The sequence below is a fragment of the Vibrio sp. 811 genome (assembly GCF_033339195.1).
On record NZ_JAWOUB010000001.1, the window covers coordinates 640,252 to 654,738 of the forward strand.

Sequence of the window (14,487 nt, forward strand, 5' to 3'; positions counted from 1 at the left end):
CAACAAAAGTCTCAAAACGAAGGGAAGGAAGCGCAAGGACAACAGTCACAAAATCAGCAAGATTCTGAAAATAAAAAAGAAAAACAAAAAACGGAACAACATCAACCGCAACGAGATGACAAGCAAGTGAAGGATCAAGGTGAACCAATACAGGCTAAAGCGCATCCCGAAAAAATGCATCAGGATGATCCTGAGTTCCGTCGACTAGAAGCAGTAGAAAGTGCTCGCGACCCAAGCTTTTTGATCCGTGCGCAAATGCAACTTCAAGCGCAACAAAAACAACCTCCACAACAATCTCAAAAGGAGTGGTAAGCCTGTGATGAACAAAGGCGTAAAACTGGTCTTTATTTTTGTGGCCAGCCTAATATCCAGTTTCTCGGTGATAGCACAGACACTTCAAGCTAGTGTGAATAAAACACAAGTAGCCAAGAATGAAGTGATTAACCTCAGAATCATTTCAGATACTGAGCTCAGCTCAGACTCAATCGACTTCAATGTTCTAGAGAAAGACTTCTTCTTGGGTCAACCTCGTTATGGCCGCTCTAGCAATAACATTAACGGAAGAAAATCAGTGCGTACCGAGTGGAGTATCTCAATTGCACCAATGAAAGAAGGTGTTCTGACTATTCCAAGTTTTTCCGCTGATGGTATGAGAACGGAGCCGATCAAACTGCGTGTCAACGCGAGCCAAACAGACCCCAATCTTGATGATCTATTTAGCTTCAATATTACGGTCGACAACAGTACGCTCTACCCTCAGCAATCTGCAACATTACGTATACAGCTTCTAATTAAAGCGGACACTCGACGCCTAGATAACCCGCAAATAGTACCTCCGCAGATTGAAGGCATGAAGCTTGAGGCACTGGGTGGCTTACAGCAAAGACAGAAGATCTTAAATGGGTTAGAAGTAGCGGTCATAGAGCAGTCGTTTCGCTTAACGGCCAATCAACCAGGCACTTATACCTTGATAGGTCCTAAACTGACCGGTTCTTATATTTATGGCGACAGCTTGACGGGCTCAACCAAAATAATGCCTATCAACACCAAAGCGGAACGCATGCCAATCACGGTCAAACCGATTCCGAGCGAATTTAAAGGTGAATGGCTTCCTGCTTCAGCGTTAGAAATGACACAGAGCTGGCAAGACGATCAAGGTAATCTACTGTCGACTAACGCGATCAACACAGTAAAGCAAGGTTCTTCACTCACTCGAACCATTCAAGTTAAGGCTCGCGGTACACAAGCCGAATATCTGCCACGAGTCAATATTAGTTACCCGAGTTCACTGCGCGTGTATCCCGAACAACCTAAGTTCGATAGCGGAAGAGATGGCACCGTTACCATGACGGTGAAGCAAGTCATTATTCCTACAGAGGCCGGGAGATATACCTTACCAGGATACGACTTGAACTGGTGGGACAGTCAAAATGATGAAGCGAAGAAAACAACGTTACCAGAGCTAACATTAGACGTAGAGAAAAATGACACTGGGCTAATCACGTTGCCGGAATCGCCTCTTTCAGCACCTTTAGTGTCAGCCCCTAGTCCTGAATCAAGCGGCGGTGTGAGCAGTCTCTGGCGAACGTTAACCTTTGTTTTCTTAGGGCTTTGGATAATGACATTGGGAATCGCAATTTGGGCATGGAAAAAGCGGTCAATAACAGCGAGTGGAACGGTTTCAAATACTGAACAACCACTTTGCATCGACGCGCTAAAAAAAGTCATCGAAGAGGGCGATGCTGCGAAAATTGAACGCTCTGTAAATGAGTATTTAACCACTCATCAAGACAGGCTAAACCCTGGTGACGTACAAGCAATTAAGCAAGAGCTTAATGCCATGAATCAAGCGCGTTTTAGTGCTAACCAACAACCTTGGAGCCCTGATTCGCTGCTAGCGAAAATTCAAAACCTTGGCAAAGCAAACGTAACGAAAACCGACCACCAACTCGAAAAGCTATAAATAACTAAATAACAATGGCAGCTCTCATGAGCTGCCAATTCTCTTATCCGGCCAAATTTTGCTTTAGCGGTTTTATCTAGAGCACCAACCGCCGCTTCTTCCCTATCAAGTTGCTCTTATGAACATCACTTACTCAACAAAACTTGGGGCTCGTATTCGTATCGCCTTACACAATTTCGCCCATGATTCTTCGCTTGATAGAGTGCCTTATCCGACAACTGATATAAATGGTCGAAATTAAAGTCTTTGCCTTTCGCTTTATAACAGGAGTAACCGACTGAAACGGTAAGTAACTCCCCTTCTGGGTTATGTCGATGCTTTATCCCCTCGCCCTCGATGCACTGACGAATGCACTCTGCTCTCAGTCGAACCTCCTCTTGCTCAGAACCAATCATGAGCAATGCAAACTCCTCACCTCCGATACGGCAAAAAACTTCATCTTCACCTTTGGTATGATGATCCAAGATATAGCCAATTCGCATCAATGCGATATCGCCTTCGAGATGACCATAGTGATTATTGAATAAGCCAAAATGGTCAATATCAATCAGGATCAGGCCAAACGACATGTCGTCTTCACACTCTAGGGCACAATATTTTTGCATCACATGTTCTAACATGCGGCGATTACCAAGACGCGTCAAAGGATCGAGCTTAGAAAGTACCTCAAGCTGTCGATTGGCTTCCTCCAACTCTTTTGTTCGGTTCTGAACCTCCAGCTCTAAGTTTTCGTTTAATTCGCGAATAGCCTCTTGAGCTTGAGTACGTTGCAATACTTCAGCTAAGCTGGACGCGAACATACGAATCACTTCACGTAACTGAGAAGTTAACGGCGCACGTGTCAGCAAATTATCAACAGCGATAAAGGCGATAGGACCACTGCTATTTGAAGTCAATACCGTCATCGCAGCCCAACCAAAGCCAACAATATTACAGTCATGATAAATAGGCACTGATTCTTCAAATGCGACTTCGTTTGGCATTGAGCGAGCCAGATTTATAAGAGAGAAATCTTGGGTTTCGCCAAAGAAGTAAGATTCATCCACCACATTACCTTGAATATCGGTACCCCACGTTCCTTGCATGTAAGAGCAATTTTCATCAGTTAAAAACACCGCCATTCGATCAATACCAAGATTTTTAATGGCGAAAGTGACGGCCGATTTGCATACTCCACTGACAGTAGTGCAACGTGATAACTCAACCATGCTTGAATGCAGCATGCGTACGTTTTGTTCTTGGCGCTTACGAATGTAAATTTGAGAGAAAAGTGAACCAAACGAGTCCAACATCTGTTTTTGATATGCCGTTATCGGCTTACGATGAATAAAGTTATCTAGCGCGAACCACCCAAACGGTTCATTGCCATCGCGTAAAATCAACATCGCATTCCAGCCCTGCCCGATGACCTTGCCTGCTGTGTATATTGGCGCGTCTTCTACAATCACTAAGTTGCTCTCAAGGCTAGATAACGCGGTGATATACTCCTCGCTAAGTTGATGTAAATCGTATTGTGTGTGAAATTCATCAATCGTAATTCCTGACTCATCCGTGCCGTATGTACCACTGAAGCTGCGCTTTTTCATATCGAGAAGCATCAGTGTAGAGCGATCAAACCCCAATCGTTCACGTAGCGCTTCGACGGCTTTGTAGTACAAGTCCTTTAAAGAATCAGGATTAGAGATTTCGAGTGCAACTTGCTGAACTAACTTCATATTTTCGATAAAGCGCTCGCGTTGGCTAATCTCATCAACATATTGCGCTTCACGAATATCTCTGTGCCTGATCTCTTTCGAGGCATTTTTTTCAGCACGAATACATTGCCAACGCGCCGCTGCGAGTTGCATTGCGTCGTAACTTTCTTCATAGATATTATGTGCCGTGCGAGCATGTACAGATTGAATCAGTAGGTAGGTACGTTTGATAGGCGTGTTGTCGAGCATCATGATGTAACTGTCACCCCCTAAATCTCGGGTGTGATTCCAGTTACAAGTGTTGATCGCCAGAGGTATGATGCTTTCAGAGGTATCAAACTGACTTGCCCACTCCCAGAATGTCTCAGGATAGTTTTGGGTTGGGTAAAGCTCTCCGCGAGAGAAGCTCATCGAATGACGAGGGTTAATTGAAGGATCTTCAAAAATAGCGAGGGCTTGAGGGGAGAACAGACTCTCTAAATGATCAAAGATTGCCTCCGCTAGCAACCGATGATCCCTCGTTGAAGACACTTTTCTTGTAAAACTTCTTAAACTCACCCTACCAACCTAATCTGCTTTTTTATCCTCGATAAAAAACTACTTAGGCCATGATATGCAATCAATACGTTCAAATTTGAGCTGTTAAGTCATTCGCAAAATTATCAGACTTAGTGTTACATTCGAGAACTCTTCAGCACTTTTAAAGCCATGTTTCACATAAGTTACATGCTTTATAAACTGGGGAGGAAAGTTGTACTTATTTACAAGATTTTTGTGTTGGTAGATGTTTTAAGCCTACGACTTAAAAAGAAAAAGGCCCCTCATCAAGAGGGGCAAAGTTACCATCGCTTATAGTTATTTAGTTATGCTTGTAAATACGGTGGATTAACCGAAATCACCATTTACGTAGCCTTGAGTACGGTCGTCTTGAGGGTTGCTAAAGATCACTTGCGTATCGTTGTGCTCAACCAGTTCACCCATTAGGAAAAACGCAGTGCGGTCAGAGATACGACGCGCCTGTTGCATTGAGTGAGTCACGATAACGATGGTGTAGTTCTTCTTTAGCTCTTCCATCAACTCTTCGATTTTGTGTGTCGCAATTGGGTCAAGTGCCGACGTTGGTTCATCCATCAGAATCACATCAGGCTCCATCGCGATTGTACGTGCAATACATAAACGTTGCTGCTGACCACCAGAAAGACCGAATGCGTGTGATTTAAGGCGATCTTTCACCTCATCCCAAAGTGCAGCACCGCGCAGCGAACGCTCTACCACTTCATCAATTGTCTTTTTGTCTTTGATACCTTGAGCACGTAAGCCGTAAGCCACGTTCTCGTAAATGCTCATCGGGAATGGGTTTGGCTTTTGGAATACCATGCCGACTTTGATGCGAAGGTCAGCAACATCAATGTTGCCGTAAATATCTTCGCCGTCCATCGCCAATTTACCTGTAATTTTCACGCCTTCGATTAGATCATTCATTCGGTTCAAACAGCGTAGAAGCGTTGATTTTCCGCAACCTGACGGGCCGATAAGTGCAGTTACTTGGCGAACTGGAATTGGTAAGTTGATCGATTTCAGTGCTTGGTTGTCACCGTAGAATAGGTCTAGGTTTTCAATATCAAATTTGTTCATTGTCTTAATCTCTTAATTCTCGAATTCGTGTCTTTTAACGTGCGTTCTTAATTAGTGTTGTTAGTAAGTTGCGGTGTTAAAACGTCTAGCAATCAGTTTCGTTACCATGTTGATCAAGAGAACAACTACGATAAGCACTGTTGCCGTACCGTAAGCCTGATTCCATTCTTCAACGGTAAACAGTTCGGTAGTCAGTTTGTATAGGTGAACGGTTAGCGTACGACCTGAATCCAATAAAGAATCCGGAATACGTGCAACCATACCTGCTGTCAGGAATACTGGAGCAGACTCACCAATGACACGACCAATACTTAGAATGACCGAGGTTAAGATACCTGGCATTGCGCTCGGAAGAATCAAACGCCAGATAGTGTAAATCTTAGAAGCACCGAGGCCATAAGAGCCTTCACGGTACGTTTGTGGTACTGCCATCAGCGCTTCTTCCGTCGTACGGATGATAACTGGCAGGATTAGGATACTTAGCGTCAATGCACCCGATAGAATCGAGAAGCCAAGGCCAAGAATCGCCACGAAGAAAGTCATACCAAACAGGCCGAAAATGATCGACGGGATACCCGCCAATGACTCGGTACAGAATCGGATGATTTTCACCAAACGACTGCCCACTTTCGCGTATTCGGTCAAGTAGATTGCCGTCATGATACCGAGTGGCGCTGCCACTGCGATAGAAGCGATAACCATGTAAATGGTCGCCACAATCATTGGGAAGATACCGTGCTCTTCACCTGTGCGCGTATAGTTATCAGTAATGAAGTTCCAATCTACGTGTTGTAGACCGTTTGATAGGATGTACCAGATAATCCAGAACAAAAAACCTACCGTTAGTGCTGCCGAGATCCAGACAAATGCGTTAAAGACATTATCTTTGAACTGGCGTGCTTTTTTTAGTTTTGCGCGATCCATAATAGTCACCTTTAACGAGCGATTACTTCGCTTTTTCTCGGTTTAGGTACAGTAGTACAGCGTTCAACGACATGATGAAGACCAGAAGTACTACACCTGTAGCGTAAAGTGCGTTCGCGTGAACACCACTTGCGTAAGACATTTCAATAGCGATGTTTGCAGTTAGTGTACGAGCCGAATCAAGGATGCCTTCTGGCATTGCCGGCGCGTTACCCATAACCATGATAATCGCCATGGTCTCACCCAACGCACGACCGATACCCAGAATCACACCTGTCATGATGCCTGAGCGAGCCGCTGGAACGAGCAACTTAAAGATGGTGTAGATTTTCGATGCGCCCAGTGCCAAAGAACCTTCTTTATAAGTACGAGGGACAGCGCGAATAGACGTTTCAGAAACCGTAATTACTGTTGGTAGAATCATCACACCAAGAACAATAATACCGGCCAAGATAGTGTTACCTGCAGGTACATCAAATACTTTCTGAATCAATGGAACGATAATAACCAGACCGAAGAAACCGTAGACCACTGAAGGAATACCGGCTAGCAGCTCAACCGCTGGACGGATAATGTCTGCTAATCGCTTTGGTGCGATTTCAGCGATAAAAATGGCGGTCAGAACACCAATTGGAACCCCAACAATGACAGCACCAGCCGTCGATACGATAGATGCCACAATCATGGTGGCGACACCGTAAAGCGCAGGTGGTAACCAGTTTTGTCCTAAGACAATGCCCGATACGCCTGCTTCTTGGAATGCCGGAATACTCTCTCGAACGATGAAGTATGCAATAACGGCCAATGAAACAATGCCGATTACGGCACTCGTTAGGAACAAGCCGTGGAAGATGCGCTCTTTCCAGTCTACACGACGCTTCTCGCGTAGGCCTGACTTGCTGATAGCTCTAGCGTCAGTATTCATAAGCTTTTCACTATTTGTTGCGATGGTCATTTAAAAATCTCACGGTTCTGGGCAATGCCGTTGAACACAATGGATAGAAAAGGCTCAGCCCGAAACGTTGGGCTGAGCAAACTTTAGAGTCCCGATGGGATTAGTTAACTGAGATGTAACCTTTTTGGTCAACTAGCGCTTGCGCTTCGTCAGTTAGCATCCAGTCTAGGAATTTTTGCGTTTCTGTTGATGGCTTGCCTTCTTTGTAAAGAACAAGGAATGGACGCGCTACTTTGTAAGAACCGTTTTTAACGTTAGCTACCGTTGCATCAACGCCGTCGATTGCTAGCGCATTAACAGTGTTGTCTACAGTACCAAGAGAAATGTAGCCGATTGCGTATGGGTTAGATGCAACCATTGTTTTCAGTGCGCCGTTACCGTTTGCAACTTGAGCACGTTGAGAGATAGCTGATACCTTCTTACCAGAAATCTTCATTTTTAGAGACATGATGTCTTCAAATGCGCCACGAGTACCAGAAGCTGTGTCACGAGTAATGGCTACGATTGGCTTGTCTGCACCACCGACTTCTTTCCAGTTTGATACTTCGCCTTTGTAGATTGCAGTCACTTGCTCGGCTGTTAGACCTGGCAGTTTGTTTTGTGGGTTAACAACCACTGCGATACCATCACGAGCAACCACTTCTTCGATTAGTGTTGATTCTTTTTCAGAGTCTTTTAGATTACGAGAAGACATACCAAGGTCTGCTGAACCATTTTTCGCTGCTTTTACACCAGCTGAAGAACCAGGGCCTTGAACTTCGATAAATACGTTAGGGTTCTTCTTCATGTACGTTTCAGAGAAAACTTCCATCAGTGGAGTTACGCTGCTAGAACCCACTGCAGAGATAGTTTCTTTAGCAGAAACAGGAGTCACTGCCATTGCGCCTAGAAGTGCGATTGCACCGATTACTGTCTTTTTCATCACAATTTCCTTAAGTGGCTTTATTGCCGTTGTGTTTCACTTGAACGGTGCTCACTTTAGAATTTGAATATGACAGTTGTGTTTCACTTAGTTGAACCCTCTATGACACGTTGTCATTTCTAACTATTAATTCCGCGACTTATCCCTCTCTCAATTTGAACGTAACGTTTTTATAACGTTGCCTCATGTTCAAGATGATAACCCCATCGATTTTGGTACATTTCATAACAATTAGATATGAGTAACTCATTGATTTGGCAAATATAACAATTAAAATCGAAATGCTTATTTATAAAAAAGATAATAATCAAACCGATAGAGGGTCAATCTCATGCGTCAATTTCTTAGTACGCTTTCTATTAAACTTCAGGTTTTTCTGCCTGTTCTATTCACAGTTATATTACTCATCATTGGACTGAGTGTCGGAATCGGTAAACTCGATCAAGCATTCAATAAGGTTTCGGCTTCCACCCATAAGCTAATCATTCACAAAGAGGAACTTAGCGGCATCGTAGACAACACTTACGCCATGCGCATCAAAGCCATTTATAGTCTATTTAGAGCCGAAGATGTTCAGTCTCTCAACCAAGAGCTTTCTGAGCGACAAAACAAAAACCGCGATTTTCTTAACTCCATCGACAATCTCCCTGGCGTTCAAAATGAAGTCAATGCTATGCGTAAGGCCATGAATCACTATGTTGATTTCACTCGCGTTACCATGACACCTCTGCTCACCACTAAACACTCTTCTGATTACACCACCTCTGATTTCAATCAAAAGTACGAATCTGCAATGGCTGAGTATCGATTAGCTGGCGAAGCGATGATCAACGCCATCGACAAACTATCTAAACAATTGAATCAAATCGTCACCGATGAAGTCGAAACGAATGGCGAACAACATTCAACCACGCTAACTTACAGCGCCGTCTCGCTTGCGGTGATCTTGAGTGCCGCTTCACTTATTAGTTGGGTACTCGCCAGCTACATCGTTGCGCCGATTCGTAACCTTCAAGTAACGATGCAGGAAGTCGCGAAGGGAAACCTACTAGTTAAGGCCGAAGCCATCGGGAAAAACGAAGTGTCTCAGCTGGCTCGAGATGTAAACCAGACCATAGAAAAACTGCGTGAAACTGTAAGCGCATTGGTTCGCATTAGTGAAGATGTGGCATCAGCATCAACCGAGTTAGCAACTGTTATGACTCAAAGCAGCGTCAACTCGGATCAAGAAAAGCAAGAAGTTGAGCAAGTAGCCTCGGCGATCAATCAGCTAGAGTCGACCGCAGCTGAAGTATCGACCAATGCACAAGAAGCCGATAGTGCATCAAATCAAGCACGTACGTTAACCTCACAAAGTATAAGCATGTTTGGGGAAAGCACTCGCGCAAGTGAAAAGATGGCGGAACAACTTAACGAAGCCGCTGCCGTCGTGACTTCACTAAAAGATCAATCAGAACACATTGGTCGCGTGATCGAAGTGATTGAAGGTATTTCTGAGCAAACGAATCTACTTGCACTGAATGCAGCGATTGAAGCTGCACGGGCGGGCGAAAGTGGCAGAGGCTTTGCGGTAGTGGCCGATGAAGTACGTATGCTGGCAGCGCGAACTCAGGAGTCCACCAAAGAGATCCAAACCATTATAGAAGAGCTACAGCAACAATCTGGTCACGCAAATGAAAGTATGCATTCCAGCTTAGCCATGTTGTCAGACAACCAAGCTCTTACACAAGAAGTTAGCCAATCACTTGCTAATATCAGTAATGCTATCGCCGATCTGAACTCAATCAACACTCAAGTTGCGACCGCATCAGAAGAGCAGAAACAGGTTACGGCTGATATCAACAACAACTTAACGAACATCTATGAACTAGTGAGCCAGAACGTCACTGGTATCACTCAATCCGCCGCGGCAGCGCAAGAGTTGTCTGGTTTAGCAGAAAATCAAAAACATCAACTTAAGCAGTTCCAAGTTTAAATACTCTGCTCAACACGATAAGTTCCAAAGGTTAGAAAAGAAAAAGCTCCGCACTGGCGGAGCCTATCATAAAGGCAAAGCTATCAACCCTTATTAACGTAATAATTATTATTCATCTGTCACTAACAAGAGAGAGCTTTTGAAACTTGAGTTTAACGGATCTCTATTGAAAACCTCACCATTAGTCGTATCAAAAGTTGCAACATGCTTACCGTCGCCATTAGGTGTGTTGCTCCAGACATAACGCCCTAGAACATCATCTCCATCTTTCAGACTATAGCCGCTAGCAAACCCTGTACTATTTATGGCTGGGCTGTGGCAAGCTCGCTCAGTTAGAGATACTAGCTCTTTGATATTTGCTAGTCGCCAATTTTTTTTGTCAGCAAAATTGTGAAGAGGATGGTTGCCGTCCTTATTACGAATTTGTTTGGCTGTGGAGAGAGCGAGTTGCCATGACATTGTAGATCGCGTCCCCTGGCATTCTTGGTTTCCTACATTCCATGTCATACCAACTGGACAGCGCATCCATGTTAGACCTGTTTTCAGGTCAGTTACGGTACCGCTCTCAGAATATGTATAACGCGTGTTAGGTGCCGTTTTAGCAAAGTCAGTAGAACACTCTTGTGCAGCTATTGCAGTTTGAGAAGCCAAAGTAAGAGATAGTACAGTTATTAATTTCTTCATCTTATTGCCCCTTAACTGCGACTAGACGGATTGGGAATTGGTAAGAATCATCGGCACCCGCACTTGTGTTGCTTGATCGAATCTCGACGTATGAAATAGTGCCTCTATCTTTGCCCCGGGAGACAATCGCAGGGAAATAAATCTCGCCATCAATAAGTTGTGATGATGCATTCGTAAACTTAAAGTCGCTATGCCAAAACGCACCATATCCTAAATAAGGGCTACCTATGGTTTGCTGTGGAAAGTATTTAACATTAAAACCATAGACGTTGTATTTTGCATATTCATCGTTCGGAGCAAACAGTGTTTGTTCACCAAAGTCTAGTAAGTCATAAGTCTCACGGTAAGTAGGCAAGCGCCAACCAGTGATTCCACATAACGATTGTTTGTTTATGTACTGAACATATTGGCTAGTGGTACAAACTTCATCACCAGCGTCTTTACAACCTGCAAGCTCTACATCTTTGCTAAATGGCTTAAATGTTTCAGACTCAAACGCAAATAGGCGATCTTTAAATTGAACTGAGCTCGCATCCGCACTTTTGTTTTCCCAAACAAGACCAGTACGCTCGTCCATAGTACAAGCCCACTCAGTCGCATCTGCAGCTAAAGCTGCACCTTGTGAATCTAGCTTAACGAACTTAAAGCCAGCGCCTGTCGACGTTTGCTTGTCCTCTTTGTCGAAGCCGTATTCTGCATCTTGACCAGGGTAAGACGCTTGAACCTCAGCAACGTCTGCTGCTCCTTCAGCAAAATAAAGAACGGCGCCCGTATCGTTACTACCAACCGTTTGTTCAGCAACCGCTACAATTTCTTCAGCAAATGCATTTACTTCCGCTTCAGACAGAAGATCAGAGGCCAACGATTTACCTTGAAAGCTAAGATTTTGAGCAAGCAGCGCTACGCCTTGGGTCATTTGCTTTGGTTGCATCGCAGCTAATAGCACAACCGTGTTTTGCTCTAGCTTGTCTAGCTCGCTAGCTTCTGCGTTAGACATCACCGTACCAGAAAGAGAAACGCCGGCATCGGCGAGTTGCGCTTTCACAATCTCTTCAGCTTGAGCAACGGTTTTACCGTCAATTACAAGACCCGCGAGCAACGTTGTTACACCATTGACCGTGTTACCCGTTGCTAAATTTTGACCCGGAGCCGCAAGACGCAACGTTTGGTTTGAACCTTGATCAACTTGAGCAAGAATGGTGCTGGTTAGTACGTTTTTGTCGCTTGAAGTCAGGCTAAATTTACCGGCATTATCCGTTTTAGCACTCGGTTCAGTGGAATCACAAACGTAGTTTTGGTTTAAATCGATACATACTGGCGTATCAAGAAGTGTACCTGCAGAAACGATGGTGCCAGCTACATCATAGGTCGGTGCCGACGTGTCACCACCAGAACCTCCGCCACAGCCAGCAAGGGCTAGTGACATAGCAACGAAAGAATATTGAAACTTCATAGATTTTATCTTCTTTTGATTTTAATTAACGAGAGCGAATCACTCTCACCATTGAAAGCAGGAAAAGTCCTAACAAGGTCCAAGGCGAACCACTGCCACCTGAACCACCGCCACTGCTTTCTTTAGTGGTATCAGCACTACACTGATACTGAGCAAAGTGACTCACACCCCACTCTTTCAACACCCCAGAGTTCCCTGACACGCGGTCAGACACTTCGAGACGCCAAGTACCCCAACTCGGTTGACCGACAAGTGCTTGTAACTCCTCGTCATACTGAGCGGTGAAGTAACCTTTAAATCCTTTGGTATTGCTTGATTGATGGCTAAGTAGCACGACCGATTTGCCTTGTGGAGACACTAGCGTCACTTGCAGATCTTGCAGTGAGTCATGTTCGATGTTCAGGTAAACCGCAAACGAATCATCAATCGTGCGTGACTTGTCCGATAGCGTCTGAGAGAACAGTCTGTCGCTCTGTTCCGGCAAAGCGGAGTTCACTGGTTGAGGCTGGATATCGAGCTCTGGCGTACCATTAACCAGCATCACCTTTTCACTCCACTGGTGAGTCTTTAGGCCTTCAGAAAATTGATAATCCAATGAAATAGAGGAATCGAATTGCGTGCCACATGTTAGACCGCTTGGTAACGCCACCTTCATTGAGGTCGAGTCAGAAAGCGTTTCATCAAAGTCGAAAACAGATGCGTTGTTTAGCTGCCATTGCCCTTTGATGCTCGCTTCACGGCCAGTTTGGCTCAGGCTCAAACCAACGTCTTGACCTTGTGCGATGTATCGAGCGTCATAGCGAACACGAAGAGGCGCTTTAAGTAAGTTGTGTTTGCTGAAGCTATCCGTCAGGAATTGGGCGTAGTCTTTATTTGGGAACAAGGTGTTTGCGGCAAACACGGTCGACTCCGCCAGATCATGCATTTTCACGCCACGACCAATGCCGTACATGCCTTCAAGAACAATGGCGTCAAACTCGCGGAACACCCTATCGGTATCATCACCGTATCGTTCAACCGATGCTTTAAGCGCTTGAAACAGCGGCGTTGACCATAGCTCGTCACCTAGTTCACCGCCCACACTGACGTGCGCTGGGTACTCTGAGCTCTCGAAGTAACGTGCTCTTTGGTTCCATAAGCTACGAGTTGTTTTGCGTGTTCCGAACACACCGTCCCAGTTGAACACCGTATCTAACTCGAATTCTTGACCACGACGCGAAGCATCCAAATATTGAGTGCGGTAGCTCGCGCTGCCCGCCCAGTAATCAGCAAAACCCTCTGCGATAGCACCAGTGTGACCGTACGCCCAATCCGGTACGATTTGGTAATGAATGCCATGCCCAAGCTCGTGTATCACCACATCAGCATCAACTGCATCCGGAGAAACACCACCGACACCTAGCATGAGTGCTTTCGGACCGTAATAGTAAGTAGAGTTATCTTTTGATAAACCGCGAGCGTCAAAACGAAGCGGTTCGTCAAACAAGTCGTAAGTCAGGCTTGTCAGATATTGGATCGAGCTATCAAGATGATAAAAAGCCATCAACTGTGGGAACGCATTGTCACCAAACTCGGTGCTTTGCATCTCATCAACACTGTCAAACGCTTGAACTCCTTCTGCGCTGAGAAAATCCAACGTATCAAGTACAGGCGCTTCACCAGGTGTTGGGGCTGCAAATAAGCCCGTCGCATCCACTTGCTTCAATCTTGGGTTAGACAAATAGAACTTACCGCCGGACTGTAAAACCTCAATCGACTTGGTGACGTACTCGATCGGCTGAGGGTAATCGGATAGTGCTGACCACGTCGATTCTGGTGCCGCTTGCTGTTGCATGGTGCGAAGATCTGGGTTGAACAAAGAAACCTCAACATCAACCAGACTTCCAGAGCTCAAAGCAGGTGGCTCTTGTGCTTGCAGTTGGCGAGGCGATTCCAATTCCATTGCAACCGTTGGTTTGCCGTTACGAATGATCGTATCTTCAAGGCTCTTAAACACTCGCACAACGTGATGATTTTTATCGGTTGTTACTACGAGGGTGCGCTGTGCTTGATATTCACCGTTTACCCAAACATCAAAATTGTAATGCTCACCAAGCTGAGACTGGGTTTTGTAACGGAACTTAAACTCGCCCGCTTCCGAGTAGTGGCTGTCTAGATAAGTTTTCGCTTGCGCTTCATTCGTTACCACAGAGTCCGTTGCGGGATAATCCCACTCTGCAGCCTGTGCCGCAGGGGTACAAGCAATAAGCAGCGAAAACGCCAATGGTTTTAGCTTCATGATT

The 14,487-nt window shown here is 45.0% G+C and carries 10 protein-coding genes and 1 pseudogene; 3 read left to right on the forward strand and 8 right to left on the reverse strand.

The window, feature by feature from the left end; genetic code table 11:
- Both R7Q46_RS02780 and R7Q46_RS02785 read left to right on the forward strand, forming a co-directional pair.
- Positions 1 to 312 (forward strand): annotated as a pseudogene (locus R7Q46_RS02780) (hypothetical protein); the annotation flags it as partial.
- A 4-nt stretch (positions 313 to 316) separates the two neighbouring features.
- The gene (locus tag R7Q46_RS02785) at positions 317 to 1,963 is read left to right on the forward strand and encodes a BatD family protein (protein ID WP_199267664.1); all 1,647 of its coding nucleotides are present in this window, start codon (positions 317 to 319) and stop codon (positions 1,961 to 1,963) included.
- A gap of 125 nt (positions 1,964 to 2,088) precedes the next feature.
- Here the strand turns inward: R7Q46_RS02785 and R7Q46_RS02790 are convergent, their stop codons facing one another.
- From R7Q46_RS02790 to R7Q46_RS02810, 5 genes are all read right to left on the reverse strand, one after another.
- Entirely contained in the window at positions 2,089 to 4,215 is a 2,127-nt protein-coding gene (locus R7Q46_RS02790) for a GGDEF domain-containing protein (RefSeq protein WP_054574929.1), read from the reverse strand.
- A 327-nt stretch (positions 4,216 to 4,542) separates the two neighbouring features.
- A complete protein-coding gene (gene pstB / locus R7Q46_RS02795; RefSeq protein WP_005375156.1) occupies positions 4,543 to 5,292 on the reverse strand; it encodes a phosphate ABC transporter ATP-binding protein PstB in 750 nt (249 codons plus the stop codon).
- A 60-nt stretch (positions 5,293 to 5,352) separates the two neighbouring features.
- On the reverse strand, positions 5,353 to 6,216 hold the full coding sequence (pstA, locus tag R7Q46_RS02800; RefSeq protein ID WP_005383923.1) for a phosphate ABC transporter permease PstA: 864 nt from the start codon (positions 6,214 to 6,216) through the stop codon (positions 5,353 to 5,355).
- A gap of 22 nt (positions 6,217 to 6,238) precedes the next feature.
- On the reverse strand, positions 6,239 to 7,171 hold the full coding sequence (gene pstC, locus R7Q46_RS02805; protein WP_005375154.1) for a phosphate ABC transporter permease subunit PstC: 933 nt from the start codon (positions 7,169 to 7,171) through the stop codon (positions 6,239 to 6,241).
- Positions 7,172 to 7,271: 100 nt separating this feature from the next.
- Positions 7,272 to 8,093: a phosphate ABC transporter substrate-binding protein gene (locus R7Q46_RS02810; RefSeq protein WP_005375153.1), complete on the reverse strand. Its 822-nt coding sequence runs from the start codon at positions 8,091 to 8,093 to the stop codon at positions 7,272 to 7,274.
- 331 nt (positions 8,094 to 8,424) lie between these two features.
- Between R7Q46_RS02810 and R7Q46_RS02815 the strand changes: the two genes are divergently transcribed.
- On the forward strand, positions 8,425 to 10,068 hold the full coding sequence (locus R7Q46_RS02815) for a methyl-accepting chemotaxis protein (protein WP_005375152.1): 1,644 nt from the start codon (positions 8,425 to 8,427) through the stop codon (positions 10,066 to 10,068).
- A gap of 108 nt (positions 10,069 to 10,176) precedes the next feature.
- Here R7Q46_RS02815 and R7Q46_RS02820 read toward each other — a convergent pair whose 3' ends face one another.
- From R7Q46_RS02820 to R7Q46_RS02830, 3 genes are read right to left on the reverse strand one after another with little or no spacing between them, the layout of a single operon-like run.
- Positions 10,177 to 10,752: a DUF1566 domain-containing protein gene (locus R7Q46_RS02820; protein WP_005375151.1), complete on the reverse strand. Its 576-nt coding sequence runs from the start codon at positions 10,750 to 10,752 to the stop codon at positions 10,177 to 10,179.
- A gap of 1 nt (position 10,753) precedes the next feature.
- Complete coding sequence (locus tag R7Q46_RS02825; protein ID WP_136976852.1) at positions 10,754 to 12,205, reverse strand: DUF1566 domain-containing protein; 1,452 nt, start codon at positions 12,203 to 12,205, stop codon at positions 10,754 to 10,756.
- Positions 12,206 to 12,230: 25 nt separating this feature from the next.
- Positions 12,231 to 14,483 (reverse strand): proprotein convertase P-domain-containing protein, encoded by a 2,253-nt coding sequence (locus tag R7Q46_RS02830; protein ID WP_136976851.1) that lies wholly within the window; start codon positions 14,481 to 14,483, stop codon positions 12,231 to 12,233.
- Between the last annotated feature and the right edge of the window lie 4 nt (positions 14,484 to 14,487).

Excerpts from the sequence above, each read along its gene's own strand:
- pstB (WP_005375156.1), bottom strand. The coding sequence starts at position 5,292 with ATGAACAAATTTGATATTGAAAACCTAGACCTATTCTACGGTGACAAC.
- pstA (WP_005383923.1), bottom strand. The coding sequence starts at position 6,216 with ATGGATCGCGCAAAACTAAAAAAAGCACGCCAGTTCAAAGATAATGTC.
- pstC (WP_005375154.1), bottom strand. The coding sequence starts at position 7,171 with ATGACCATCGCAACAAATAGTGAAAAGCTTATGAATACTGACGCTAGA.
- R7Q46_RS02810 (WP_005375153.1), bottom strand. The coding sequence starts at position 8,093 with ATGAAAAAGACAGTAATCGGTGCAATCGCACTTCTAGGCGCAATGGCA.
- R7Q46_RS02815 (WP_005375152.1), top strand. The coding sequence starts at position 8,425 with ATGCGTCAATTTCTTAGTACGCTTTCTATTAAACTTCAGGTTTTTCTG.
- R7Q46_RS02820 (WP_005375151.1), bottom strand. The coding sequence starts at position 10,752 with ATGAAGAAATTAATAACTGTACTATCTCTTACTTTGGCTTCTCAAACT.
- R7Q46_RS02825 (WP_136976852.1), bottom strand. The coding sequence starts at position 12,205 with ATGAAGTTTCAATATTCTTTCGTTGCTATGTCACTAGCCCTTGCTGGC.
- R7Q46_RS02830 (WP_136976851.1), bottom strand. The coding sequence starts at position 14,483 with ATGAAGCTAAAACCATTGGCGTTTTCGCTGCTTATTGCTTGTACCCCT.